Source organism: Allobaculum stercoricanis DSM 13633, assembly GCF_000384195.1.
GTDB classification, from domain to species: domain Bacteria; phylum Bacillota_I; class Bacilli_A; order Erysipelotrichales; family Erysipelotrichaceae; genus Allobaculum; species Allobaculum stercoricanis.
Genome location: NZ_KB913034.1, coordinates 1,291,671 through 1,316,652 on the forward strand (window position 1 = coordinate 1,291,671; position 24,982 = coordinate 1,316,652).

Here is a 24,982-nt window from a genome sequence, read left to right on the forward strand (position 1 = left end):
ATAGATTTAGAAAAAGCGGACAATATCCATATAAGTTGTAAAGATCATTAATCCAATCAACAATGCAAAGCTTCCTAATAATAAATATTCTAAAAAGCGTTGTGGGATCTTTCGTTTAAAGATTGCTTCAAATAAAGTAATCAAAATACGTCCTCCATCTAATGATGGAATAGGTAGTAAATTGAATAAACCAATATTCAAAGAAATCAAAGAACAGAGGCTTAAATACGATAAGAATCCATAGGAAACCACTTGTTCTGTCACTTTATATACCCCAACTGGCCCCGAGAGATTCTCAAGTCCTTTTAATTGGAAAAGCTGTAATAATGAGCGACCCATCATTTTCGTATCATTCCACAGTTGTTTTGCGCCAACCACAAATGATTCAAAAAAGCCAACTTCACGAATCGTGGATTGGGAAGTGAACCCTAACATGTAACGCTGTGATTCTTCATCATATTGCGCAGTCATTGTCGCGCTAAATGTTTCATCGCCACGTAAAATTTTATATTCGTTTGCGCCTGTATTGTATTGTAAAAACTCAACCACATCATCTTGTGTTTTGGGTTTAACACTACTGCCATCTTCAGCCATAATTTGCAGAATTGTATCACCTGAAACGAGTCCTGCTTTAGCGGCTGGCGAATTATCGATGACTTCATAAACAATCGGTTTTGGCGAATCGACGACAGTTCCTTGAACCATAATCAGTGAACTCATCAACAACCAGGCAAATAAGACGTTAATGATGACACCGGCACTCATCACAAAAACTTGTTGCCAAACAGGCTTGTTGTTGAGTCGTTGGTTTTCGGGAACTTGATTCAACCATTGATCTTCATCATCTTCATCTACGTCAACATCCATCGCAATCGAAACGGATCCGCCAAAAGGAAGGGCACGTAAAGAAAAGAGAGTGTTTTTCCCTTGTTTTTGCCAAAGTTTAGGTCCTACGCCAAATGAGAATTCATGGACGTAAACACCACAAGCACGAGCTGCGAAATAATGTCCCGCTTCGTGAATAATCACAATGACAAACAACATCAAAATGAATGCGAGTATCCCTGTCAGAAAATTCATTTCATCAAACCTTTCTATGTCTAAAAAGAGTTTCTGTCTTTGTTTGACGCAAAAATACTAAAATATTTTCAATCTAACAATCAAGCCTAAGACTTAAACGGCAATTAAAATCCAGCAATTCCATTTGTTACTACAATACTGCTGAAAGAATGCCAAATAAAATAAAGTTCATCAATAATGAATCGACGCGGTCTAATACTCCACCATGTCCAGGTAATAGATTGGAGAAGTCTTTAAGTTTATATTCGCGTTTAAAGCTGGAGAAGCATAAGTCACCAAGTTCAGCAAACACAGGTGCCAGTACGCAAATAGCAAGATTTAATGTGTAATTTAATTCTTGAACATAGAATAAACTCAATCCCCAAGATAGTGCCATTCCTATGATCCAGCCCCCGAAAAATCCTTCCCAAGTTTTCTTAGGAGAAACTCGTTCATTCATTTTATGCTTACCAAAAAAGCGTCCGCAAAAATAAGCACCACTATCGGATCCATAAGTCGCAAAACAAAGTGTCCATAAATAACGATGTTCTTTTAAAATCAACTCTTGCATGCATAAAAAACATATGCCAAAAATTGCAAAGAACGTTAATGCCGCAAAGGCATTCGTTTGGGAAAAACTTTCAATAAAAATTGGTAATACCCAAATTGAAACGATGCCAAGGGCAATCCACGCAAATAACAATTGTGGATAATAAGCTTTAACGACCGGTGTTAGTAGGACTAAAACGATTTCTAAAATCGTGACACCGATTCCCCATGTTTTAAATCCATCCAATGCATGGAGCCATTCATAAGCCCCAGCACAAACAATAAAAACACCTAATGCCTCAAGTGCCCAGCTACCATATACAACTGGAAAAAAGACAACCGCAATAATAAACAAAGCGGTAATAATTCTAGTCTTCATTACTTAGACCTCCAAAACGACGATCGCGATTTTGATATTCGGCAATGCACTGTTGCAATGCTTGTTCATCAAAATCTGGCCATGGTGTCGGCGTAAAAATCAATTCCGCATAAGCGATTTGCCACAACAAGAAATTGGAAATGCGACATTCGCCACTTGTGCGGATCATCAAATCTACATTTTCTTGAACAAAAAGCAATTCATTGACCTCTTGTTCTTGAATATCGTTTTCCCTTTGCCCACTTGCCACTTGGTTGGCATAGTTTTGCATCGCCAAAACGAGTTCTCTTTGGCTACCGTAGTTGATTGCCAAACATAATTCCATGCCCGTATTGACAGCTGTTTGATTGACTGCTTTTCGAATCACTGCTTTGGTATTTTCTGGGAATTTTTCTAATTCCCCCGCAAATGTGACGCGAATGTTATTGTCCATCAATTCTTGAATGAATTTATTAAAAAACAATCCTGGAAGTTTGCATAAGTATGAAACTTCATCTTCAGGACGTTTCCAGTTTTCTGTCGAAAAGGCATAGAGGATTAATTTTTGAATGCCTAAGCGTTTTGCTTCTAAGGCAATATCGCGGACGCGATCGGCACCTTTTTTATGTCCTGCAGTACGAGGCAAATTTTGTTTTTTTGCCCAACGTCCATTGCCATCCATAATAATGGCGACCGTTTGCGGTGTGTTTAACATCCTAATCTTTCCTTTCAAAAAAAAGCCCTATTCGGGCTTTATTGCGTTTATCCTTCGAGAAGATCTTTTTCTTTTGCAGCAGCCAAAGTGTCTACTTTTTTCACGAATTTATCAGTTAACTTCTGGCATTCATCTAACCATTCTTTAGATGTATCTTCAGAAATTTCTTTATCTTTTTTGATTTTGTCATTCGCATTACGACGGATATTACGTAAGTTTACTTTTGCTTCATCTGCGTATTTTTTAGCTTCTTTAGCGAGTTGTTTACGACGTTCTGTTGTCAGTGGTGGTACGTTAATACGGATGCAGTCAGCTTCAGCTTGTGGTATTAAGCCAAGGTTAGCTGCAGAAATAGCATGGTTAATATCTTTAACTGTTGTTCTGTCGTAAGGTTTGATCACTAATTGTGTTCCTTCTACAACAGAGATTTTTGCCATTTGGTTAATTGGTGTTAATTCACCATAGTAATCTACACGAACGCGGTCTAACATCCCAGCAGAAGCACGTCCTGTACGGATTGTTTTTAAGTTATTTTCGAAGTTCTCGATTGTTTCTTCCATTTCGAGTTCGGCAGTTTCTAAAAATTCAGCCATGTTGTTTTCTCCTTTTAATTTTTCTTGTTGTTTTTTATTGTTTTATTGAGTGATTGTTGTTCCTTCAACTTCGCCTCTAACTGCTTTTTCAATATTTCCTTTTTCGTTCATATTGAAGACAATTAAATCGACATCGTTATCCATGCACATAGAAATGGCAGTTGAATCCATAACTTTTAAACCTTTGTTTAAAACGTCCATATAAGTGAGGCGATTGAATTTTTTCGCTTCAGGATTCAATTTTGGATCGGAATCATAAACACCATCAACCCCATTTTTTGCCATTAAAATGACATCTGCGCCAATTTCGCTTGCACGAAGTGCTGCTGTTGTGTCTGTAGAGAAATATGGAGAACCTGTTCCAGCTCCAAAAATCACTACGCGTCCTTTTTCTAAGTGACGCACTGCACGGCGTAAGATAAATGGTTCAGCAACTTTTTGCATTTCGATTGCAGTTTGTACACGTGTTACAACGCCTTCATTTTCTAGTGCGTTTTGAACTGCAAGGGCATTAATCACTGTCCCGAGCATTCCCATGTAATCTGCTTGGGTACGGTCCATCCCCATATCTTGGATTTGTTTTCCTCGAATGAAGTTTCCACCCCCAACGACAATCGCAAGTTCAACGCCTGTTTCTTTCACTCTTTTTAATTCAATAGCCAGCTCTTTTAATACTGCTGGTTCAAGATTGTTTTCTTTTGATGAAAGAGCTTCTCCGCTCAATTTCAATAAAACTCGTTTATACATTTGTCAATTCGTCCTTTTCATTGCCCTCATTATACATGAGCCATTCAAGAAAAAAAAGAACAGGCCTAAGAGCCTAATTCTATCGATTCATTCTCTAATCAATCTTTCTGTTTTTCAAGTTTTTCATGCCATTATTCTTTTGATTCGATATTCCAGCTCATCAAAATCATCTTTTTTGCACTGCAAATCACAAGATTCATTTTCAACATTACATTGCACGCTTTAGAATTTAATAATAACTATTTAATTTGTTCTCATGTACAATATGTATATTCAAACATGCATACTTGTATGACTTTCGATAGATATAATCATGTTCTCTTGATGATTTCATATCTATCCAAACAATAGCGAAAGGAACATTATGTCTTCTCATCCACCTATGATTGAGGTTCGCAGTTTACGCAAAGAATACCCTGTTGAAGACGATCCTGTTGTCGCTTTAGATCATATTGACCTCAATATCGCTCAAGGTGAAATTTGTTGTATATTTGGTCCTTCTGGTTCGGGAAAAAGTACCCTTTTAAACTTACTCGCCGGACTAGAAAAACCAACCCGAGGCGGCATTCGAATTCATGGCGTTGTAATCAACCAACTCAACGAATCAGAGCTTGCCCTATTTCGTCAACAAAATACGGGATTTATTTTTCAGTCTTATAATCTTTTACCCGCATTAAATGCATTAGAAAACGTCGCAATGCCATTGATGTTTAAAGGTGTATCTAAATCAAAACGAGAATATGTTGCCAAAGGTTTATTAAAAATGGTCGGGCTCGAAAATAGAATGAATCACTACCCTTCCCAAATGTCAGGGGGGCAACAACAGCGTGTCGGGATTGCCCGCGCCTTTGTCACAAAGCCTTACGTGATTTTTGCCGATGAACCAACAGGAAACCTCGATTCAAAATCTTCTTTAGAAGCTCTCGAAATGATCCGGACGTTTTCAAGACGATTTAATCAAACCGTTGTGATGGTTTCTCACTCAGCTATGGCTGCTCGTTATGCTGATCATATTGTCACCATTGAAGATGGTCGCATCATCAAAGAAGAATTTCCAAGCAAAGATCAACCTTTAAATCTCGTTGAAATCTAAGCGTCAACAACTAACCTCAAAGATAAACACACAAAACGAATTTCGTTTGATCTATCAATCCCTAATTGGATTTAGAAAGCAATAGAATTATGAAGCATCCAATCATGACCTCATTACTTAGTGTCAGCCTTGCTTTGGGACTGACCCCTATTCTTCAACCTACAATCAATACCCCGGTTCACGCAAAACTTGCCCCAACAACGGGATCTCTCAACTTATTAGTTTGCGATGTTCTCGATAGTCAAAACAATCCCGTTTATCAATGGGATCCGGCAAGTCCGTATACCATTCGCATGGTCTTCAAATCAACAGGATGGCTTACGCATGAAGCGGTCCAAAAAGATGAATTAAAAGTTGGACAAGTGATCAAAAGCGTGCAAGCGGATCTCCTTAAATCTGACTTTTGCGCTGATGCCGGGACGGTTAAACTGTTATCCAATGCCAATGATCCATTCCAAATTGAAGTCTTATTTAAAAATGCGAAATGGCTCGGACCTGGCAATAACGTATCTTGGGCTATTACTTATCCTGCAGCCCAAAAACCGGGCATCAATGGTTCGATCCCCATTGTCGCAACAGATAATTCAAATCCAATGCCAGATACACCTCCAATGCCGGAAGCACCGCAAGAAGGTGGAGATCAACAATCGGATTCGGTAGAAGGATGGAATGAATTTAGTGGCGATCCTAATGAAGATCCTGGCGATACAGCGCCAGAAGCACCAAAACCAGCCGCTGCCGCACCTAATTTAATTATCGATAACTATTCCTATGGCGGAACGAGTGTCCAAGCCGGTAAAACTTTTGATTTATCCATTAACTTTATGAATACCTCTAGAGCATTAGCGGTCGAAAATATCGTGATGTCTTTAGAAACAGCTGAAGGTATTTCGATTGCGAACTCCAGTAATACGTTCTACTTTGAAACACTTAAACCACGCCATAACATCACCCAAAACATCACTCTTCGAGCGACAGGTAAAGGCGAAAATAGTTCGCCAACAATTGGAGTGAATTTCCGTTATGAATATATTGATCAAAATCAACGTATGGAAATTACGCGAAGTGAAACGATCGCAATTCCAGTTACCCAACCTGAACGTTTTGAAATCACCGAACCGACACTTCCTGAAATGCAAGTTGGTATGGAAAGCGTATTAAGCTTCCCTTACGTGAATAAAGGAAAAGGAACGCTCTACAATGTAGCAGTCAAAATCGAAGGCGATGTCGATGCACTACAACCTGTGCAAAACTTAGGTAACTTTGAATCCGGACGCTCTGGAACAATCGATGCCATTTTCACAACAACCCAAGAGGGACCAACACCATTTAAAATCATTGTGACTTACGAAGATGCCGATGGAAACGAAAAGAAACGCGAATTCAAATATGAACCAACCGTAATGGCTATGCCTGAACCAGAACTTCCCCCAGAAATGATGGATCCCATGGATCCACAATTAGTAGAACAACCAAGTCATAACTGGATGTGGATTGTTGGTGTAATTCTCATTGTTGCTTTAGGCGGTGGCTTCTGGTGGTTTAAAAAACGCAAAAAGAAAACAAATAAAGTCAGCGAAGCCGAAAAAGAAAACGAAGAGATCGATTGGTTTAAAAAAGAAGATTTAGAAATCGAACAACAAGAAACAAAACAAGAAGCACAACCTGCACCTACTCCAAAACAAGAAACACCAACTTCTTCTCACGATGAAAATGTAGAGGAATAATCATGAAGTTTACAGATCGCCTACTTAGTGCTCTACAAAATCTGAGACGGCATAAAACAAGAACAATTCTCACTTCACTAGGAGTAGTTGTTGGCTGTATGTCGATTTTGATCATGGTCTCGATTGGCTTTGGTTTATCAGAATCCCAACAATCGATGATTGAAGGAATGGGTGACATCACCAAAATCACGATCTACAACAACCAAAATTTCGGTTCAACAAGCAATATCACAACAGGTACAACTTCCTCTACAACCAATGCGATTAATGACGAAAAGCTTTTAGAGTTTAAAGCGATTGAACACGTCAAAGTTGTTTCTCCCCTTTTACAACTCGATGATTTACAAGTGAAAGTCTCTGCCAAAAATGACATCTATCAAGCAGATTATTGTCCGATTGTCGGAATGTCGAAAGATTTAATCAATGAAGAATATTTAGGTTTAGAAGAAGGGATCTTTCCTCAATCGTCAACTTCCACACAAACAACAGACGTTTTAGTCGGTGCTGACTTTGCGTATCTCTTTAAGGATACCCGCCGTCCGGAAGGACAAAATATGATTTATCCTTATGAAGATGGCATGGGTTACTATGGCGTAATGGGACAAGAAGAAGTACTTCCAGAAAAACAAGAGCCTTATTTCCAACCTTTAGACGAAACAATTAAATTGACACTCAGCTCGTTTACTGAATCGAGTTCAACGCCAAAAGAAACGAGTTTTAAACTTCGTCCCGTTGGGAAAACCGTGGCTGATTACAACTTAACTTATGAAACATCGGAAGGGATCATGATGGATCTCGATAGCTTTAAAAACATCGTCAACCAAGCAAGACGAGATGCGGGATTACCTCGTAAAAACTTCACATATAGTTCTGTTGTCGTTTATGCTGACTCAATCGAACATGTCAAAAGTATTCAAGACACAATTACCGGCATGGGCTATGAAGCATTTTCGACCCACGACACAATCGAATCGATTCAAGAAAGTAGTCGCTCCATCCAAATGATTCTTGGTGGAATTGGCGCAATTTCCTTGCTCGTTGCTGCCATTGGCATTACCAATACGATGATTATGTCTTTAACAGAAAGAACCCGCGAAATCGGCATCATGAAAGCACTTGGATGTCGAACGAAAGACATTCAAATGATCTTCTTAACTGAAGCTGGAACCATCGGATTTTTAGGCGGATCTTTCGGGATTTTGTTCTCATATCTCATCAGTTGGGGCATCAATTACCTAGCTTGGCAGCCTAAAGGCGGTTTCATTGAATTTATACAATTTATCTTTACAAGTGGTAGTGGACGAATCTCTGTCATCCCTTTATGGCTAGCATTATTTGGCTTATTGTTCTCCATTATTATCGGCTTAGTTGCTGGTTTTATCCCGGCTAGACGAAGCTTAAAAGTATCGGCTTTAGAAGCGATGAAATACAACTAATATAAATGATTTAAGGCACAACGTTTCGATCGTTAACCATCAAACCTTTCGAAAACGTCGTGCCTTTTTTCAGATCAAAATAAGAACGGAGACTAAACTATGAATCCAATCACCACCCTAACTCGGGCATGGCTAACGAGGTCATTTCAACCTTTTACGTTTCAAAATGAATATGATCAAGTCTTAGATTATCAAGATTGCGAAAATTTAGGACTTTATGTCCATATTCCTTTTTGTCGCAGTTTGTGTAACTTTTGTCCATATTGTAAAGTGCGCTATCAACAAGATTTATGTGATCAATATATTGATGCTTTACTTGAAGAAATCCATCTTGTAGGCAGCCAATCTTGTAATCGTAAAAAAGTGACCAGTCTATATTTTGGTGGCGGTACACCGGCTCTAGTTGCCAATCGCATCAAGGAAATTATAGATGCTTTAAATGAACATTTTGAAATTATTGAAGGCATTGGTTTAGAACTTCATCCTGATAACGTCAATATTCCTACACTTCAAATGCTCAAAGAAGTCGGAATCACAAAGATCAGCATTGGCATTCAATCCTTTAGTCATAAATACCAGACAATTCTTGGTCGCCATCAAATCGATCGAGAAGGGATCAAACAAGCGCTTCATGCTGTTTCATTCGAAACTGTCTCGATGGATTTTATTTTTGCTTTACCCAATCAAACTTTTGAAGATTTAAAAGTTGATATTGATCAAGCATTTGAACTTGGGGCTAACCATGTTGCCATCTATCCTTTCATCGACTTTACATTCACCACAAGTCAAGTTAGCGCTATGTCCAAAAAAGAGAAACGCAAACTACTTGATCAAATCACAAATTATTGTTTAGATCAGGGCTTTTATCGAAATTCGATTTGGACTTTCTCCAGCCATGAACAAGCTCAATATTCTTCCATGACTCGAGATAACTTTTTAGGATTTGGTTGTTCAGCAACCACTCTTTTAAAAGACCAATTTAAAATCAACACCTTTGATATCGCATCATATTTCCAAAGAATCCAAGAAAGAAAACTACCTACTTCTTTAACAATCCGCTTTACATTGCGACAGCGCATGATTTATTGGTTGTTTTGGACTGCCTATAGTACAAGAGTCAATGCCAACGACTTTGAACACTTCTTTGATATGACACTTCAAAATATGTATGGCCTTGAACTGTGGCTTGCTCAAAAACTTGGCTTCATCACAAAGCAAGATGATCTATATGAAATGACGCTCAAAGGCGCATTCTATTATCATTATTACGAAAATTTCTATACATTAGCGTATATTGACAAGATGTGGGGAATCTTAAAAAATGAATCCTTCCCCACAAAAATCACATTGTAAATTTGCAACTACTATTAGAGCAAAAGTTTTTTCAAAAGATTTGACATCTTTTCTCATTTTACTTTTAATAAAGATGACGAGTAGAATTACTCAAAAAGCGGTGAACCCTACCATAAGTGGGAGCTAAAAAAGCGGTGAACCCTACCATAAGTGGGAGCTAAAAAAGCGGTGAACCCTACCATAAGTGGGAGCTAAAAAAGCAGAGGGCTGGATCGCAGGATCCAGTCCCTTTATTTTAGGAGATCAACATGAAATTTTCATTTTATATGGTAGATGCCAACTATTGTGATTATCTGCGAAAGAGCGATCCATGTGTACCTTATACAATGGAGAATAAAACGACTCGTCCCTTCGTTGGTATCGTCTTTTCTATCAACAACTTTCAATACTATGCACCTTTAACTTCTCCAAAACACAAACATTTACAAATGAAAAACCAAATTGATTTCCTCAAAATCAATGGAGGCAAATGGGGAGCCATCAATTTTAATAATATGATCCCTGTCCATCCTAGCAGTTTAACTAAAGTAGAAATGAAGATTTTTGATACAGACTCCCCTGCAGATATTGCCTACAAAAATTTGCTTTCTAATCAGCTATCGTGGTGCATCTCAAATCGTGATGTCATTTTAAAACAAGCAGAAAAACTTTACCGCCTGATCGTCAGCAAAAAAGCTTGGGATCATCTTATAGATCGTTGCTGTGACTTTACTTTGGATGAAACGTTATGTGAATCATATAAGACTGAAAAATATCTAACTCAAAATTAGAATTCTGCCACATACTTAGACCACTGTTATTTTGTAAATATACAATTGATGATTTTAAAATTTTCAAAAACAGTTAACCCCGCCACCAGTTTGATGACGGGGTTTATTCGTTTTTCTAAAGAAAAACTACTCTTTATCCTTTTCAAGAAGTGTAAAAATTTTATTCAGATTGTCTCTTCCCTGTTTTAAGGCATAGCCAATGAGGTAAGCGGATATAGCGGAAAGGACTAAACAAACCGTTCCAATGATTTGGATGGCAGGGTGAATATTACTGCCAAATAATGCTAAAACTAAAGAAAGTGATGAAATATTCAAAGCCACTTTAAGCCAACCTTTTAGATTTCCAAACAGTTTGGACTGAGTAACTGCTTGTTGTTTTAAAATGGAACGAGACATCGATTGATTCATTTTTAAACCTCCTAAAAATTCTAAATTTAGTAAGTCAGAGCTGGATCGAAGAATCCAACAAGAACGCCGACAAAGGAAATAACAACTAACAATAACATTACTGTTAATGGAGACATTTTCTTTTTAGCCATCAACCACCAGCAAAGCATGATAAATGCAGCAGTTAAGAATCCTGGATAAACACTGTTGAGTGTGTCATTTAAAATAAGGAATGGTTCTTTTGCTCCTGCAGCAGTCATGGTAAATGAAGTCGAGACTTTAACCCAGCTTGCCGCAACTGCACCGATAACGATACCGCCAAGCATTGTAACTGATTCGCGAAGGGCTGTACCTTGTGATCCGATCAGAAAATCTACAGCACGTCCACCAAGTTCATAACCTGTTTTATACAAGAATTTCATTCCAAAGTAAGCACATAAGTTCCAAACGATAATATAGAAGATTGCTCCTAGAGGAGAACCTCCACCAGACATTCCCATTGCAATACCAAGCAGAATTGGAATAAATGTTCCAACTACCAAAGAGTCTCCAATACCAGCAATAGGACCCATTAAACCTGCACGTAAACCATTAATTGTTTCATCGTCTACATCACTTGCCCCATTGGCACGAGCTTCTTCTAAACCTGCCGTAATTCCGACAATCACAGTACCTAACTGTGGTTCTGTATTAAAGAATGCTTTATAAGTACTCAGTGCATTCATTTGATCTTCTTTATTAGGATAGAGTTCTTTGATCAATGGCAACATGGAGACTAAATAACCAAATGTCTGCATGTGTTCTTGCGAGAAGCAAGTTAAGTGCCCATAGTACCAGTTGTGGAAACTTTTATTGAGGGCCTTTTTAGATAGTTTCTTTTCCATCTTAAATATCCTCCTCATCGTCATCGTCAACGATTACAGCTGTCGCATTTGCCGTTTTTGTGAGTTGAAGCATTTTAATACGATAATTCAAATAAGCAAACATGCTTGCAATAATCGTTGCTGATACTAAGTTGATGCCTAAAGAAGCAGCTAATGTAAAACCAAAGAAGAATGGAATGAAGTCTAATGCTTTTGTGACAATCTGTTTAAGCAAAATAGCAATACCAACGCAAGGAAGAATTGATCCAACTGTGAACAGTGTCTTCATTGCCAAACCATCCATTGGTAAGTAGTTTTTGATCAAATCAACCATAGGAACACCCATTTTAACCATGATCATTGTTGGTAAAAATGAGAATAATAAGTGGGAGACCCAAGGATAGACCATATCAACAAGATAAAGTTTGTCGAAATCACCTTTTTCAATACTTCTCCAACCCATGTGTTGCCAAACAAGGTTCATTGTTGCTGTTCCGTAGAACAATACAGTACCTAACGTTCCGACCATTGTTCCAAAGGAAGTTGCAAGAGCTTGACCATCTGCAGAATCTGCTGAAAGGCCATAAGATTTTAAAGCGACCATTGCTAGTGGAATCCCGATATAACTGATTGCACGAACATCAGCTGATACAGTACCTCCTGGTGTAACTAAGGCAATGTAAACAATTTGCATCGCAACACCAACTAAAATACCAGTCGACATATCGCCTAAAACTAATCCACAAATTAAGCCACCGACTAATGGACGACCAAGTGTGTAGTTCCCGATACTAGTCCCACCCATACCAGGCATACTGGCAAGGGAGGCAAACAGCCCTAGAATTGCGGCTTGAATCCAACTAATTTCCATATTGTTTCCTCTTTTCTTTTCTATATGCCAAATCGCGAATGCGATTAATAGCCAAACTTAGATTTGAAGTCATCCCATGCACCAATTGATACATCAGGTAACAGTGCAAATTTCACTTTGTAGTGAGCTTTTGTAAGTTGTTCTAACGCATCTGCTTCTTCTTGGGTAATCGATTGATTATTTCCTAATTTGACTGATCCTTCACGATCATTACAAGGTCCAATAATCACTGTATCGATTCCGGTTTGAATCCCGGCATCAACCAAGATTTTTTTCATATCGATTGGATTTTTTGTGATCAAGAAATAACGAGTATCAGAATTCAGAACTTTATCTGCTTTTTTAATGAAATCTTCCACTGTCCATACAAATGTTTTCTTCCCAGATGCTGCTTTATATGCATTTTTCAAAACGGGATTAGCCGCTGCTTTATCGTTAACCGCAATTAATCCATCACATGGATACTCTTTTGCCCAACGTGTGCAAGTTTGACCATGAATCATACGGTCATCAACGCGAATGAATGATACTGACATGATTTAACCCTCTTCTTCCTTTATTAGATGTCCTCTTCTTCAGTGACTGATGCGAGAACAAATTCTGCCAAAGCATTTTTTCCTTCACTTAATGCTGTTTCCTTTAACATATCTAAATCCATGAAATCTATGGAAAGTAAGTCACTAAGAATAGCAGGTAAGTTCATTCCGCCGACAATGCGTAAATTTTGGCCAAAACCTTTTTCAACCAAAACATTGCATGCCGTAGTCAATGGACTCCCACCAATGAGATCTCCAAATAATAAAACTTCATCTTCTAATGAAATTTTCTGTACAACCGCTTCGAATTCTAGTGCAAATTCATCTGCGCTCTTTCCATCTTTTAATCCACACGCAATCAAGTTTTCACGATCCCCTGCTAGCATGGATAACGCGTTTTTCAGTCCATTTGCGAATTCACCATGGCTTACAAGAATGATATATTTCATCTTTTTCTCTCCTTTTTTTTACAGCCTTAGCTTACTTTTTTCCTTCTTGGATTCCATCTGAAAAATGTCATTGTCCATCGTGACAAATTGCACGAAATAGACATGACATTTGTAATATGGTAAAAAATCGATTTTCCGTTATTGTGAAAGAGCATAGGATTAGCGATAACTACGCCTTAAATTGATAAGTTTTAAAAAGAAGGAGAAATAAGAATGATAAAACTACTTGCGCTAGACTTAGATGAGACACTTCTATCCAACGATAAACATGTCAGCAAAGAAAATATTGCTGCTTTAAAAAAAGCTAGAGAAAATGGAATTCATACTGTGATCGCAACTGGACGACCTTGGTTTTCGTTTCATGAGACTTTAGAAGAAATTGGAACAAGACATTTAAAAGATGAATATTCGATTTCTTTAAATGGTGGCGCAATCGTCGAAAATGAAAATGGAAAAATCATAGAATTAGATGGTCTGGATTACCCAACAACGAATATGTTGTTTCAACGTGCATCGTCTGATCAAAACCTCTGCATTCATGTCAATACAACTGATACTGCCTATGGTTGGAACCTAAACGATGATGAACGAAAATTCTTAAAAGGAAGATTAGAGATCATTGAACTCAAGAATCCTGATCTTAGCGCGCATCAAGATGAACACTTTGTAAAAGTGTTATACGGAAACACCAATATTAACTATCTACAAAACATATTAGAAGAAATGAATACTGTATCGGGTGATTTTGATGTTTCTTTTTCTTCAAGTCGCTATTTAGAATTTAATAAAAAAGGCGTCAATAAAGGAAGTGGACTTAAGAAGCTTGCCAAAATCCTAGATATCGACATTTCGCAAACTGCTGCAATTGGCGATCATGCCAATGATCTTGAAATGATCAAAACGGCTGGACTTGGAATTGCCGTTGCTAATGCGATTGATGAACTCAAAGAAGCTGCCAAGTATATTACTACTCATGACTACGATCATCATGCTGTTGCAGAGGCTGTTGAATATATTTTTGAACTGAACAAAAAAGAACGAGAAGCCAATCAAACAAAATAATTGAATATCCCCTTATCCAATTCCCCTCTTCTATTTGCATCGATAAAATAAAAATGGACCAAAGCTTGAGCGATATTGTGTATCGATTGCTTTGATCCATTTTTTATATCTTCTTGCCTAGAATCATTTCATATTGATAACGATGTCTTATTCTCATTGCCTAGTCTGATTCACAATAAACATAATTAAAGTCACATTAGGCGTTATTGATTAGACTTTAGAGCATCATCCATCGTTTTTTGTAGTTCAATCATAAATAAATCTTTATCTTTTGCATTTTGATAACCAGATCGAATTTGATTGTCTGCTAAAGTCAACATATTTTCATAGTTCGGAAAACGGACTAATGGTTTACTTCTTGTTAAAACTGTTTCAAGAAGTTTTGGGTCAAGTTGGTCATCAAAAGTTTTATCCATAGTCGAATCTACAAAAGGTTTTGTTGCAGGAAATCCTTGAGAATACTCTTTGAGCATCTCTCGTGTTTGCACATCATAACAAAGCGTTTTTAATAGTTCCCATGATTCTTGTGGATGATTGGTTGTAGATGACATGGACATCAGTAATGAATCCGTAGCACTGCTGATCTCTCCGGCATTTTTAGCTGGCATTGGAATAATAGTCCAATCAAACCGGGAAAACTTTTTTATTTTCCAAGGATAAGGTTTATAAGTTTTATATTCCGCATAACTCATAGGTGAAAAAGCAACTCTACCTTGATCAAAATCATTTTGAGTAATCGTCGTATCTTCTCGTAATTCATCTAATTGAAACGCGTACTTAATTGCTTCACTCACAGATTTTTCCTGCAGTCTAGTCTTGGATCCATCCGCTTCAAATAACCGTTCTTGAAATGCTAACATTGAGTTTTGCCAATCATAATTATAAATCCCGAACTGATCATTTCGACCATCACTATTTGTATCTTTTGTGACTTGTTCACATATGCGATACAAATCAGACAATGTCCAATTTTCATCTGGGACTTCAATTCCCTCGTTTTTTAACAACGTTAAATTGACAAACATAAACTGTAAATTGGATTCATAAGGAAGTGCATATAAAGTATTATTCCATTTTCCAGCATTGTACGTTGCCTGATAAAACTGATTAACATCAATTCCATTTGCACCTTGAGTAAAATGATCCAAAGGATGCAGCGCTTGAATATTCGCTAGCGTTGGGAATTCATTATCCAAAACCATAAAAACATCGGGCATTTCCCCTTTTAATACTTTACCGCATAGCCAATTAGAATAATCTTCTTTGCGAATGCCAGATTCATAGACGACATCGATTTGCGGATTTTCTTTTTCAAAGCGAGCAATCGCATCATTGATGATTTCATAGACATTGCTTCCTGGAACATCCCAATTGCTCCCCGCAAAGATTCCTAAACGGAGCACACATGGTTTTGATATACCCCCGTAACAAATACCTAAACACAAACATGCGCAAAGAAAGAAAATGAACATTTTATATGAATTCAAAATTTTTTTCATTGTATATCCTCAGGATGGACAACACCACTTTGAACTGCCCAAATCGCTAGCTGAGTGCGATCGCGCAACATTAACTTCGCTAGAATGCTCGATAAGTAATTGCGGACTGTTCCCTCTGATAAAAACAACTTGCTGGCGATTTCTTTATTGGAAAGTCCTAATCCAATTAGAGAAACAACTTTCCATTCAGTTGCGGTGATTTCCTTTTTTCCTGATTCATCAACCGTTATAAATCTTTCTGGTGTTCCCATTTCTGAAAAGAACGAGACCACTTTACTTGCTATATTGGGATTGATCAGTGCACCACCGGAATGAACTGTTTTGATCGCATGAATAAGTTCATCCATTCCGACCCCTTTTAACAAATAACCACTTGCCCCATATTTAAGGGCTGAAAAAACAAAATCATCATCATCAAATGTCGTTAAAATAATCACCTTTGTTTGAGGCCAATCTGTTTTTACTAGTTTCGTACAATATACGCCATCCATAACAGGCATCCGGATATCCATCAAAATCACATCAGCAACTTCTCGTTCCATCACATCTAATACCGCTTTACCATCTGGGCAAGTTGCGATAATTTCAATTTCCGGGTCCATTGACAAAACAATTTTTAAAGATTCACGTAATAATTCCTGGTCATCAGCAATGATCAGCTTCATGATTTTTCTCCTTTCTGTAAGGGAATAATGGCATGGGTTTTAAAGCCATTTGAGCCATCAAATTCAATATGGCCATGGACCGTCACAATTCTTTCTTCCATTTGACGTAATCCATATCCATAAACAATCGTTTCACAACCTTGCCCATTGTCGCTAATATCAACCATCAAATTCTCTTGTTCAACAAAAATGTGAATATCGATTTCATTGGCTTTACCATGGCGAATTGCATTCGTCATACTTTCTTGAATTAAACGGAATAACACATTTTCTTTTGCGACATCAAAATCTGCATTATCCGCTTCAAATACAAAATTAATTTTAACATCAGAAACACCTTGGAACTCTTGAATCATCTTAATCAAAGCACCTTTCAGTCCTTGTTCTTCTAAAGCTCCTGGGCGTAATTTTTTAAGTGAATTTCGCACATCGGTAATTCCTTGCCGAACAACTTTTGAAATTAATTGTAGCTGATTTTTGGCGGCATCCGGATTTTTATCGATGATCGCAATGCAGGCATCCACACCTGAGGCAATACCTACTAATGCATGACCTAAAGTATCATGAATTTCCCTTGCGAGGCGTTTACGTTCCTTATCTTCTCCAATTTTTTCAGTGATCGATGCATAATTACGCAATTCTTGATTGACTTGCGAAACCATTGAAAGTTCTTGCGAAATGTCTTCGTTTTCTTGAATCTGCCAAGACAAGAATAAACCGATATAGGTAACCGTCATGATAATGATTAATGCTTCAGCCACGCTTTTAATCAATACCAAAACCGCTTCATTCGAAAAGGAAGAAAAAAATATGCTGGTATCCATTAACGGGTACACGAGATTGACCAATTCATAGTTACAGAAAAAATAAAGAAAGACATTTAAAAAGATAAATTCTCTTCCTTTTTTTGAGCGGCGAAAGTGAAAAATACAATCACAAAACACCAACAAAAAGATCCCTGAGCAAGAAAAATTCAGCAACATACTGATTACGACAGCCATCAATGTTTCAATCGCTGCTCCGGCAATATTTTCTTGAATGTTTTCAATATAAGAAATCCGTCGTCGCATTAGTGTTGCGCCTAAAACCAATAAGCAGAGAATACATCCAATAAAGACGACTTGCGGATTTTTAGGAATGTGCGTCATTTGAATAACAAAGGAAGTCGTTTTTTGCGTATCAATGATTCGTTTGACAGCCAACATTTGAATCGCAACAGAATACATCACCACAAATGTATTGACTGCCATTAAGGCATTTCGCAAAAGCATCATCCAGCTATAATAGGACCTTTTCATTGCCATGCCTCCAGTGAATAATCATCGAGATTTTCTTTGCGAATGAGTTTGACATCCACCAACTGTAGTGAGTCAACGTCTTTTCCTGCAATTAAATCATATGCAGACTTGATCGCATTTTTTGCCATCGTATAAGGAGATTGAGCAACTGTTGCCTTTAAATTAGGATCACTAGTCATTCTCGATTTAAAATCTGGTGTACCATCAACACCATAAATATACAGATCTTTACGGTTTAACGATTCCGCCGCTGCTGCTGCACCTAGTGCCGATGGATCATTTAAACACATAATAATATCAATTTCAGGATGATCCGATAACACTTCAGCTGCTTTTGGCATGGCTTGTTCGAGTTGTCCTTCACACTCTTCTCGAGCGACAACTTTGTATTCTGGATGATCTTTGATCGCATCTAAAAAGCCTTTAATTCTTTCTCTTCCTGAATCTGCTTGGGCATGTTCCAACAATAAAATCTCACCACGATCCAAATCTTCCATCATGGCTTGGGCACACATCGCCCCCGCTTCATAGTTTTTCGAAACGATCGTTGTTTCAATCAGTTCTTCGTGCTGAATCGAACTGTCAACGACTACAACTGGAATTCGTGCATCTTTTGCCTTTTTCAAAGCATCTTCTAAAGTTGCAGAATTTACAGGGTTAAGGATAATCGCATCCACCTTATTTTCTATCATTGTTTCGATTTGTTCTTCTTGTCGATTAGAAGAAAGCATTGGGTCTAGGATCATCAATTGATCCCCTTTTTGTTCAGTTTCTTTTTTCAATTCATTATTGATCACTTCAAAAAAGGGATTGTTTAAAGTCATAGACGAAACCCCTATTACCCTTGCTTGCGTATTATTCGGGCGATTATAGAAGTCATATAAAATACAGCCACAAAACAGGGTCACACAACATAGGATTGTCCAAAATCCATCATTTTTGTTTTTCACTCTTTTTCCTCTTATCAATTTTGATTTATGTTTACGAAATAATCAGTTTAAAAAGTCATCCTTAGAATACCATTCAACGTAAGTCCATTCCATTAATATTTAATGATCCCAGTCTCTTTTCAAGGCACGATTATGCTTATAGCATAAAATGCTTTTCATCTATACGCGTTACTAATTTTCTATCCCAATCACAAGTACAAATCGAATCTCATTATGACTTTACAAACGTTCATCACACTTCTTTCCTATTAAAAAAGGCTCTATGGAAAATCGTGTGGGATCATCTATTAATCAAGCTGATCGATAACGACTCATATCAATTAACTTCAAGAAGAAATATTCGTCATCTCAAAAACCATAAGACATTCTTCGAATCGTTTTGATTCTACTATTGATCCCTTCTATTTTACCATTAGACAAGCGTAGAATCGCATGACTAATCAATCCATTCCAGTGTTTGAGGATTAAGTTAGAGAGAACCATTTAAAATGTTCATTCTTTGTCGCATTGCAGATTTCTACAATATGCGTAAGATGATTTGCCATTGTATTTTCGTCACTTGTCGCATAGGCCTCTTTTAGTTCTTCTTTAATGAGATCTATGGCGAAAAATAGTTCGTTCTCTTTCAATAGCAGTTCCACAACAAGGACAAACAGAATCTTCTGGAGTAATGACAGCCCCAGGAATAGTTTGACTGATGGTTACAGAACAATAAGTATGCATATGAGATCTCCTTATGTTGTTTTGTGGTTATTACAATTTTAAAGAGAGCTCTTATCTTTTGCGAAAAAAGAGATTCAATTTTTGAATCCAAAAGACAAATCACACAGTTTTACTTAGAACCATTAAAAATCCCTTTTCGTGACAACAGATTTTTATTGATTTTGTTGTCACGAAAAGGGATAGAATTATCTTAAATATTGTTTAATTATTATTGTTTATTCCATTTTTAGTTTATCTATTTCGTTCAAATGATAAATATCTTGTACCTTGAAAGTTCAGTTGTCCTTGATCTTTCTCTGCTAGCATGCCGTACTCTGATCCGGGAACAGTGAATTCCATTCGATCTCCACTCTCGACTTGAAAGGTTACATAGTATGTGGTGTGTGAGGTGGTATGGAATCCATGTGCACCTGTTGGATCACCGGCAACTGCTTGTTGAGCATAAGTCGTATTTTGACGTTTTGCGACTACAGTCGCAAATACAGTCAAACGTGGCGAATTGTTATTTTTAAACCATGTTGAAATTCCTTTGGCAAAACTCAAAATAACCATAACAAAAATCAATAGAAAGAGAATGGGAAATAGGACATCAAATAAGTCAAACATTTCGTTACCTCCTCATTACATGTATATATTCATTATGCCTAAACGCTTGAAGCTTTGTCATTACATTTCAAAAATAATCTATCCATCTAGTGATCATAATCATTTCAGTGCATGACTTTTTTTGCGATTCAAATTCAATGCAATCAAAATTTCAACATAATAAAAAACGGCACAGTCATTTGACCATACCGTTTAAGATTAGCTTTTCTGATTTAAATCGTTTGTGTTAAACGACTATTTTTGAGCAGCTGCCATTTGAGCTGCAACTTCAGCTGCGAAATCTTCTTCTTTTTTCTCAATACCTTCACCAACTTGGTAGCGAGTGAAAGATACAACTTTTGCGTTGTTTTCTTTGAGGAATCCAGCAACTTTTTTCTTGGAATCTAAGAAGAATTCTTGATCTAATAAGCATTCTTCTTGGAAGTGTTTAGATACTTTACCTTTTAAGATGCCTTCGATCATTTTTTCTGGTTTACCAGCCATTTTTGGATCTTCTGCCATGATTTTTCTTTGAACTTCTTCTTCATGAGCAAGAACTTCAGCTGGGATTTCGCTTTGGTCAACGTATACAGGACGCATAGAAGCTACTTGCATAGCGATGTCTTTAGCTACTTGTTCATTTCCACCTTCTAAAAGAACTAAAGCGGAAATAGCACCTTTGTTGTGCATGTAAGCACCGAATGTTTGTGCATCAGTTTTGTTAACTACAGCGACACGACGAAGAGTGATTTTTTCTCCGATTGTAGCAGTAGCAGAAACGATTGCATCATTAACTGTACCTTCTGCAACGTTTAAGTTTAATGCATCTTCAAGAGTAGCTGGAGTGTTCGCTAAGAATACTTCTTGAAGAGTGTTGAGCAGTTCAAGGAACTGTTCGTTTTTGGAAACGAAGTCTGTTTCGGAGTTAACTTCGAATAATACAGCTGTGTTTCCAGATACAGCAACGCGTGTTAAACCTTCAGCAGCAATGCGTCCGGATTTTTTAGCGCTTTTTGCAATTCCGTTTTCACGAAGCCAGTCGATGGCTTTTTCCATATCACCGTTTGTTTCGTTGAGGGCTTTTTTGCAGTCCATCATACCTGCGCCGGTTTTTTCACGCAGTTCTTTTACCATTGATGCAGTGATTGCCATTGTAGATTTCCTCCCTATGCAAACTTAAGCTTGTGCTTCTTCTGCTTTTGGAGCTTCAGCTTTAGGAGCATCTGCTTTTGGAGCGTCGTTTCTTGGAGCTCTTGGTGCTTGTCCATCGCGTGGTCCACGATTTTGGTTAGGACGGTTATTGTTGTATGGACGACGACCAGCATTGCGGCGTTCCATGTTTCTTTTACGACGTTCTTCGTTTCTTTGTCTACGACGTCTTTCGTTTTCAGCGATTTGTGCTTCAACGTTACGAACAACATCTTCCATGTTAACGTCAGTTTCTGGGTTGTCGAGGTATGCGATTTCAACAAGTCCACCTTTAGCATCAACGATAGCGTCAGCTAAGATTGTTGTTACTAATTTGATGGAACGGTTAGCATCATCGTTAGAAGCGATTGGGAAATCAGCATCTTCTGGATCGCAGTTTGTATCGAGCATTGCGAATACAGGGATACCTAATTTTTTAGCTTCTGCAACTGCGTTATGTTCTTCTTTTGGATCAACGATAACGATTGCATCTGGCAGTTTTTTCATTTCTTTGATACCGCCAAGAGAAGTTTCAAGTTTAACTTTTTCTTTTAAGAATTGAGCCTGTTCTTTTTTAGTGTAAACTTCTAATTTTCCAGAAGCTTCCATTTCTTCGATTTCGATCAGGCGTTTGATTCTTTTCTGGATAGTACGGAAGTTAGTTAAAAGACCACCTAACCAACGTTTGTTTACATAGAAAGAACCAGAACGTAATGCTTGTTCTTCGATTGTTTCAGTTGCTTGTTTTTTAGTTCCGACGAAGAGAACTTTTCCGCCTCTTTCGGAGATTGCTTTTAATTCAGCATAAGCTGCTTCGATTTGAGCAAGAGTTTTGTTTAAATCAACGATGTAAACCCCATTTCTGCTTGTGTAAATATAAGGTTTCATCTTTGGGTTCCATTTGCGGGTTTGATGTCCGAAGTGAACACCATTTTCCAGCAATTTTTTCATGGATACAATGTTAGACATAATATATTTTCCCTTTCCGTTAGTCCTCCACCACTTCGAAGAGAATCAACACAATTGTGCACGGGATTCCCCATTCATGGTGTGTGTATTTGCGCTATAAAAACGCAACTGTGATTATAACAAACACGCAAGGCGTAAACAAGCATTAATTGGGATGAAAATCATCAAACGCTTGTTTACACGCTTTCGTGAGTTTTTCGTTAGAAATATGCGTATAAATTTGAGTTGCCGAGAGTGAAGAGTGGCCGAGTAACTCTTGTACCGTGCGAATATCTGCTCCACCATCAAGTAAATGGGTCGCATAAGAATGGCGTAACATATGCGGATGAATCTTTAAGCCCATACCAATTTTGTCAGCATGCGATTGCATACGATATTGAATTCCCCGACTCGTTAGCGGTTTGCCATTCTTGTTATAAAATAGTCGCCCCTTGCCACCGGTTTCGACTTGCCATGCTTGCAATAATTCAAGTAGCCATTTAGGAATAGGCACAATGCGCTCTTTGCTGCCCTTCCCCATGATACGCAGGATTCTTTGCGTAAAATAAACGTCTTGCCAATCTAGATTGCATGCTTCTGATACGCGCAAGCCACAACCATAAATTAACGAAAACAAAACTTGATCGCGGCGATCTAATGGATTGTCCAAATCAAATCCCGAAAGAAATTCTCCTACTTCATCTTGGAATAAAAATTCTGGGAGATTTTTTTCTTTTTTAAAGGAATGGATTTGGCTTAAAGGCATCCCTTCAACAAGTCCTTGCACGGCTAAAAACTTATAAAATTGCCGAAGCGTGGAGAGCTTACGAGACATTGTCGAGTTTTTGAGTTGCTTCTGGCCATTTTGGGAGCGTATTGCTGAACAATATTCCAGTACGACTAAGCGGTCCACTTGCAGATAGTCTAGATGGCGTTTTTGAATCCATTGCCGAAATTGTTCGAGATCAATGCGTTGGGCATTGGCAGAATCCATCGAGCGCGAATTCGTCGCAAATTGGTGGGCAATGAATAATTCGATTTGATCCTCCATATTTGAAGGAATGTCATTTGTATTCAAATGAATCTCTTCCATACTGCCCCTCCTGAATTGCGTTTTATTGTTGTTCTAGTCTTTGTTCAAGTGGCGCTGCTGGTTGTAAAGAAAAATCATTTGCTTCAAGCCAAGTAAAGTCTTCATTGACTAGTTGTGCTTTTTCTTCCATGATCGCCAATGCATTTTTCGCCAAAACATCTTTACGATCTTTTTTACGCACTTTTTCTTTTAACGAGAAAATACCAAAATTGGCATTCATGGGTTGGAAATGGTTTGGTTCGGCATGAGAAATGTAAAACGCTTGTGAACCCATTGCCGTTTGTGTTCCAAATAAAACCGGTTCTTTTTCTTGGAGTTGTCTTGCTAAAGCAACCGCTGCCGATAAGCCACTCGCTGCACTTTCTACATAACCTTCAACACCACTGATCTGTCCGGCAAAAAATAAATCTTGACGTTTTTTTGTTCGATATTGTTCATCGATCACTAATGGTGCACAAATAAAGGAATTGCGATGCATGACTCCATAGCGAACAAATTTTGCATTTTCTAAGCCTGGGATCATAGAGAAGACGCGTTTTTGTTCCGGCCAAGTTAAATGGGTTTGGAAGCCAACGATGTTGTACATTGTGGCGCTGACATTATCTTGACGCAATTGCACAACCGCTACTGGACGTTCACCTTCTTTTTCTAATCCGACTGGTTTTAAAGGACCAAATAGTAGCGTTTGATAGCCACGTTTAGCCATTTCTTCAACTGGCATGCATCCTTCAAACACTTTTGGATCTTTCTCAAATTCGTGCAGATTGGCACATTGAGCATGGATCAATTCATTGTAGAACGCTTCATATTGTTGGGCATCCATTGCACAGTTAATATAAGACGCTTCACCTTTGTCATAACGAGATTTGTAGTAAGCTTTTTCAAAATCAATTGAGTCTTTTTCGATAATTGGAGCCGCGGCATCAAAGAAATGCAACGCTTCTTGACCGGTAAATTCTTGAATTGCTTTTGCTAATGGATCTGCACATAGTGGCCCGGCGGCAATGATCGTTGGTCCTTGTGGAATTTCTTTAACTTCTTCTCTTACGATTTGAATGAAAGGATGCTTTTCCATCGCTTCTGTGACTTTGGCAGAAAAGCTTTGGCGGTCAACCGCTAATGCACTGCCCGCAGGAACGCGCGAAGCATCTGCTGCTGACATAATCAAAGAGTTGAGTTGACGCATTTCTTCTTTCATCACACCGACCGCATTTTTTAAAGAATCTGATCGCAATGAGTTTGAACAAACGAGTTCTGCAAATTGATCAGTATGAAAAGCCGGTGGATAAGCGTTAGGGCGCATTTCATAGAGAATTACAGGGATATTGCGACAAGCTAGTTGCCAAGCCGCTTCACAGCCCGCAAGTCCGGCGCCAATAATTTTGACTGGTTCCATAGTAAATCATTCCTTTTTCTTTCTTATTTATTGTAGAGTACTTCACTTTTTTTAACAAACAAACCCGGC

26 protein-coding genes and 1 pseudogene are annotated in these 24,982 nt (G+C 38.0%); 6 read left to right on the top strand and 21 right to left on the bottom strand.

Features of this window, described 5'->3' with window-relative positions; genetic code table 11:
* Positions 1 to 6: 6 nt before the first annotated feature.
* The 5 genes from ALLST_RS0105980 to pyrH form a co-directional block, all read right to left on the bottom strand.
* A complete protein-coding gene (locus ALLST_RS0105980) occupies positions 7 to 1,080 on the bottom strand; it encodes a M50 family metallopeptidase (protein WP_019893199.1) in 1,074 nt (357 codons plus the stop codon).
* A 130-nt stretch (positions 1,081 to 1,210) separates the two neighbouring features.
* Entirely contained in the window at positions 1,211 to 1,987 is a 777-nt protein-coding gene (locus ALLST_RS0105985; RefSeq protein WP_019893200.1) for a phosphatidate cytidylyltransferase, read from the bottom strand.
* Positions 1,977 to 2,681 carry an undecaprenyl pyrophosphate synthase gene (locus ALLST_RS0105990; RefSeq protein WP_019893202.1) on the bottom strand — a complete coding sequence of 235 codons (705 nt, stop codon included), beginning with the start codon at positions 2,679 to 2,681 and terminating at the stop codon, positions 1,977 to 1,979. The genes ALLST_RS0105985 and ALLST_RS0105990 overlap by 11 nt, the downstream gene beginning before the upstream one ends.
* 47 nt (positions 2,682 to 2,728) lie before the next feature.
* Positions 2,729 to 3,274 (bottom strand): ribosome recycling factor, encoded by a 546-nt coding sequence (frr, locus tag ALLST_RS0105995; RefSeq protein ID WP_019893203.1) that lies wholly within the window; start codon positions 3,272 to 3,274, stop codon positions 2,729 to 2,731.
* A 42-nt stretch (positions 3,275 to 3,316) separates the two neighbouring features.
* Positions 3,317 to 4,021: a UMP kinase gene (gene pyrH, locus ALLST_RS0106000; RefSeq protein WP_019893205.1), complete on the bottom strand. Its 705-nt coding sequence runs from the start codon at positions 4,019 to 4,021 to the stop codon at positions 3,317 to 3,319.
* Positions 4,022 to 4,385: 364 nt separating this feature from the next.
* On the opposite strand from pyrH, the gene ALLST_RS10290 reads away from it, so the two are divergent.
* The 5 genes from ALLST_RS10290 (at position 4,386) to ALLST_RS10295 (ending at position 10,400) form a co-directional block, all read left to right on the top strand.
* Positions 4,386 to 5,114 (top strand): ABC transporter ATP-binding protein, encoded by a 729-nt coding sequence (locus tag ALLST_RS10290; RefSeq protein WP_019893206.1) that lies wholly within the window; start codon positions 4,386 to 4,388, stop codon positions 5,112 to 5,114.
* An 89-nt stretch (positions 5,115 to 5,203) separates the two neighbouring features.
* Positions 5,204 to 6,841 carry a COG1361 family protein gene (locus tag ALLST_RS0106010; RefSeq protein ID WP_019893207.1) on the top strand — a complete coding sequence of 546 codons (1,638 nt, stop codon included), beginning with the start codon at positions 5,204 to 5,206 and terminating at the stop codon, positions 6,839 to 6,841.
* A gap of 2 nt (positions 6,842 to 6,843) precedes the next feature.
* Positions 6,844 to 8,277, top strand: a complete 1,434-nt coding sequence (locus ALLST_RS0106015; protein WP_083922020.1) for an ABC transporter permease — start codon at positions 6,844 to 6,846, stop codon at positions 8,275 to 8,277.
* A 99-nt stretch (positions 8,278 to 8,376) separates the two neighbouring features.
* Entirely contained in the window at positions 8,377 to 9,630 is a 1,254-nt protein-coding gene (locus ALLST_RS0106020) for a coproporphyrinogen-III oxidase family protein (RefSeq protein ID WP_019893209.1), read from the top strand.
* 248 nt (positions 9,631 to 9,878) lie between these two features.
* Positions 9,879 to 10,400, top strand: a complete 522-nt coding sequence (locus tag ALLST_RS10295; protein ID WP_019893210.1) for a type III toxin-antitoxin system ToxN/AbiQ family toxin — start codon at positions 9,879 to 9,881, stop codon at positions 10,398 to 10,400.
* A gap of 126 nt (positions 10,401 to 10,526) precedes the next feature.
* Here the strand turns inward: ALLST_RS10295 and ALLST_RS0106030 are convergent, their stop codons facing one another.
* The 5 genes from ALLST_RS0106030 to ALLST_RS0106050 are packed head-to-tail and all read right to left on the bottom strand — an operon-like array spanning position 10,527 to position 13,506.
* On the bottom strand, positions 10,527 to 10,808 hold the full coding sequence (locus ALLST_RS0106030) for a hypothetical protein (protein WP_019893211.1): 282 nt from the start codon (positions 10,806 to 10,808) through the stop codon (positions 10,527 to 10,529).
* A 26-nt stretch (positions 10,809 to 10,834) separates the two neighbouring features.
* Positions 10,835 to 11,671 carry a PTS system mannose/fructose/sorbose family transporter subunit IID gene (locus ALLST_RS0106035; RefSeq protein ID WP_019893212.1) on the bottom strand — a complete coding sequence of 279 codons (837 nt, stop codon included), beginning with the start codon at positions 11,669 to 11,671 and terminating at the stop codon, positions 10,835 to 10,837.
* 1 nt (position 11,672) lies between these two features.
* A complete protein-coding gene (locus tag ALLST_RS0106040; protein ID WP_019893213.1) occupies positions 11,673 to 12,521 on the bottom strand; it encodes a PTS mannose/fructose/sorbose/N-acetylgalactosamine transporter subunit IIC in 849 nt (282 codons plus the stop codon).
* 44 nt (positions 12,522 to 12,565) lie between these two features.
* Entirely contained in the window at positions 12,566 to 13,057 is a 492-nt protein-coding gene (locus ALLST_RS0106045) for a PTS sugar transporter subunit IIB (protein WP_019893214.1), read from the bottom strand.
* Between the two features lie 23 nt (positions 13,058 to 13,080).
* The gene (locus ALLST_RS0106050) at positions 13,081 to 13,506 is read right to left on the bottom strand and encodes a PTS sugar transporter subunit IIA (protein WP_019893215.1); all 426 of its coding nucleotides are present in this window, start codon (positions 13,504 to 13,506) and stop codon (positions 13,081 to 13,083) included.
* A 213-nt stretch (positions 13,507 to 13,719) separates the two neighbouring features.
* Between ALLST_RS0106050 and ALLST_RS0106055 the strand changes: the two genes are divergently transcribed.
* Positions 13,720 to 14,568 carry a Cof-type HAD-IIB family hydrolase gene (locus tag ALLST_RS0106055; RefSeq protein WP_019893217.1) on the top strand — a complete coding sequence of 283 codons (849 nt, stop codon included), beginning with the start codon at positions 13,720 to 13,722 and terminating at the stop codon, positions 14,566 to 14,568.
* Between the two features lie 203 nt (positions 14,569 to 14,771).
* Here the strand turns inward: ALLST_RS0106055 and ALLST_RS0106060 are convergent, their stop codons facing one another.
* The 11 genes and pseudogenes from ALLST_RS0106060 to trmFO all read right to left on the bottom strand — a co-directional run bounded on the left by ALLST_RS0106060 (position 14,772) and on the right by trmFO (position 24,913).
* Entirely contained in the window at positions 14,772 to 16,067 is a 1,296-nt protein-coding gene (locus ALLST_RS0106060) for an ABC transporter substrate-binding protein (protein ID WP_019893219.1), read from the bottom strand.
* Complete coding sequence (locus ALLST_RS0106065; protein ID WP_026472811.1) at positions 16,064 to 16,735, bottom strand: response regulator transcription factor; 672 nt, start codon at positions 16,733 to 16,735, stop codon at positions 16,064 to 16,066. Before ALLST_RS0106065 ends, ALLST_RS0106060 begins: the two co-directional genes overlap by 4 nt.
* Positions 16,729 to 18,036, bottom strand: a complete 1,308-nt coding sequence (locus ALLST_RS0106070) for a sensor histidine kinase (protein ID WP_083922021.1) — start codon at positions 18,034 to 18,036, stop codon at positions 16,729 to 16,731. Before ALLST_RS0106070 ends, ALLST_RS0106065 begins: the two co-directional genes overlap by 7 nt.
* Positions 18,027 to 18,980, bottom strand: coding sequence for a sugar ABC transporter substrate-binding protein (locus ALLST_RS0106075; protein WP_156816573.1), 954 nt, complete (start codon positions 18,978 to 18,980; stop codon positions 18,027 to 18,029). Before ALLST_RS0106075 ends, ALLST_RS0106070 begins: the two co-directional genes overlap by 10 nt.
* Positions 18,981 to 19,328: 348 nt before the next feature.
* Positions 19,329 to 19,612, bottom strand: a pseudogene (locus ALLST_RS11825) (transposase); the annotation flags it as partial.
* Entirely contained in the window at positions 19,569 to 19,703 is a 135-nt protein-coding gene (locus ALLST_RS11785) for a hypothetical protein (protein WP_281166750.1), read from the bottom strand. The pseudogene ALLST_RS11825 and the gene ALLST_RS11785, both read right to left, overlap by 44 nt.
* A gap of 231 nt (positions 19,704 to 19,934) precedes the next feature.
* The gene (locus tag ALLST_RS0106085) at positions 19,935 to 20,309 is read right to left on the bottom strand and encodes a DUF2500 domain-containing protein (protein WP_019893225.1); all 375 of its coding nucleotides are present in this window, start codon (positions 20,307 to 20,309) and stop codon (positions 19,935 to 19,937) included.
* Positions 20,310 to 20,543: 234 nt separating this feature from the next.
* Positions 20,544 to 21,440, bottom strand: a complete 897-nt coding sequence (gene tsf / locus ALLST_RS0106090; RefSeq protein WP_019893227.1) for a translation elongation factor Ts — start codon at positions 21,438 to 21,440, stop codon at positions 20,544 to 20,546.
* Positions 21,441 to 21,464: 24 nt separating this feature from the next.
* Complete coding sequence (gene rpsB / locus ALLST_RS0106095; RefSeq protein WP_019893228.1) at positions 21,465 to 22,445, bottom strand: 30S ribosomal protein S2; 981 nt, start codon at positions 22,443 to 22,445, stop codon at positions 21,465 to 21,467.
* Positions 22,446 to 22,590: 145 nt separating this feature from the next.
* The gene (locus tag ALLST_RS0106100; RefSeq protein WP_019893229.1) at positions 22,591 to 23,517 is read right to left on the bottom strand and encodes a tyrosine-type recombinase/integrase; all 927 of its coding nucleotides are present in this window, start codon (positions 23,515 to 23,517) and stop codon (positions 22,591 to 22,593) included.
* A gap of 22 nt (positions 23,518 to 23,539) precedes the next feature.
* Positions 23,540 to 24,913: a methylenetetrahydrofolate--tRNA-(uracil(54)-C(5))-methyltransferase (FADH(2)-oxidizing) TrmFO gene (trmFO, locus tag ALLST_RS0106105; protein WP_019893230.1), complete on the bottom strand. Its 1,374-nt coding sequence runs from the start codon at positions 24,911 to 24,913 to the stop codon at positions 23,540 to 23,542.
* Positions 24,914 to 24,982 lie beyond the last annotated feature (69 nt).

Bases quoted from the DNA above. Each gene is read 5' to 3' on its own strand.
- ALLST_RS0106055 (WP_019893217.1), top strand. From the start codon at position 13,720: ATGATAAAACTACTTGCGCTAGACTTAGATGAGACACTTCTATCCAAC.
- rpsB (WP_019893228.1), bottom strand. From the start codon at position 22,445: ATGTCTAACATTGTATCCATGAAAAAATTGCTGGAAAATGGTGTTCAC.
- ALLST_RS0106070 (WP_083922021.1), bottom strand. From the start codon at position 18,036: ATGGCAATGAAAAGGTCCTATTATAGCTGGATGATGCTTTTGCGAAAT.
- ALLST_RS0106010 (WP_019893207.1), top strand. From the start codon at position 5,204: ATGAAGCATCCAATCATGACCTCATTACTTAGTGTCAGCCTTGCTTTG.
- ALLST_RS0106015 (WP_083922020.1), top strand. From the start codon at position 6,844: ATGAAGTTTACAGATCGCCTACTTAGTGCTCTACAAAATCTGAGACGG.
- ALLST_RS0105990 (WP_019893202.1), bottom strand. From the start codon at position 2,681: ATGTTAAACACACCGCAAACGGTCGCCATTATTATGGATGGCAATGGA.
- tsf (WP_019893227.1), bottom strand. From the start codon at position 21,440: ATGGCAATCACTGCATCAATGGTAAAAGAACTGCGTGAAAAAACCGGC.
- ALLST_RS0106020 (WP_019893209.1), top strand. From the start codon at position 8,377: ATGAATCCAATCACCACCCTAACTCGGGCATGGCTAACGAGGTCATTT.
- pyrH (WP_019893205.1), bottom strand. From the start codon at position 4,021: ATGTATAAACGAGTTTTATTGAAATTGAGCGGAGAAGCTCTTTCATCA.
- ALLST_RS0106045 (WP_019893214.1), bottom strand. From the start codon at position 13,057: ATGTCAGTATCATTCATTCGCGTTGATGACCGTATGATTCATGGTCAA.
- ALLST_RS0105985 (WP_019893200.1), bottom strand. From the start codon at position 1,987: ATGAAGACTAGAATTATTACCGCTTTGTTTATTATTGCGGTTGTCTTT.
- ALLST_RS0106050 (WP_019893215.1), bottom strand. From the start codon at position 13,506: ATGAAATATATCATTCTTGTAAGCCATGGTGAATTCGCAAATGGACTG.
- ALLST_RS0106040 (WP_019893213.1), bottom strand. From the start codon at position 12,521: ATGGAAATTAGTTGGATTCAAGCCGCAATTCTAGGGCTGTTTGCCTCC.
- ALLST_RS0105980 (WP_019893199.1), bottom strand. From the start codon at position 1,080: ATGAATTTTCTGACAGGGATACTCGCATTCATTTTGATGTTGTTTGTC.
- ALLST_RS10295 (WP_019893210.1), top strand. From the start codon at position 9,879: ATGAAATTTTCATTTTATATGGTAGATGCCAACTATTGTGATTATCTG.
- ALLST_RS11785 (WP_281166750.1), bottom strand. From the start codon at position 19,703: ATGCATACTTATTGTTCTGTAACCATCAGTCAAACTATTCCTGGGGCT.
- trmFO (WP_019893230.1), bottom strand. From the start codon at position 24,913: ATGGAACCAGTCAAAATTATTGGCGCCGGACTTGCGGGCTGTGAAGCG.
- ALLST_RS0106085 (WP_019893225.1), bottom strand. From the start codon at position 20,309: ATGTTTGACTTATTTGATGTCCTATTTCCCATTCTCTTTCTATTGATT.
- ALLST_RS10290 (WP_019893206.1), top strand. From the start codon at position 4,386: ATGTCTTCTCATCCACCTATGATTGAGGTTCGCAGTTTACGCAAAGAA.
- frr (WP_019893203.1), bottom strand. From the start codon at position 3,274: ATGGCTGAATTTTTAGAAACTGCCGAACTCGAAATGGAAGAAACAATC.
- ALLST_RS0106060 (WP_019893219.1), bottom strand. From the start codon at position 16,067: ATGAAAAAAATTTTGAATTCATATAAAATGTTCATTTTCTTTCTTTGC.
- ALLST_RS0106035 (WP_019893212.1), bottom strand. From the start codon at position 11,671: ATGGAAAAGAAACTATCTAAAAAGGCCCTCAATAAAAGTTTCCACAAC.
- ALLST_RS0106030 (WP_019893211.1), bottom strand. From the start codon at position 10,808: ATGAATCAATCGATGTCTCGTTCCATTTTAAAACAACAAGCAGTTACT.
- ALLST_RS0106100 (WP_019893229.1), bottom strand. From the start codon at position 23,517: ATGGAAGAGATTCATTTGAATACAAATGACATTCCTTCAAATATGGAG.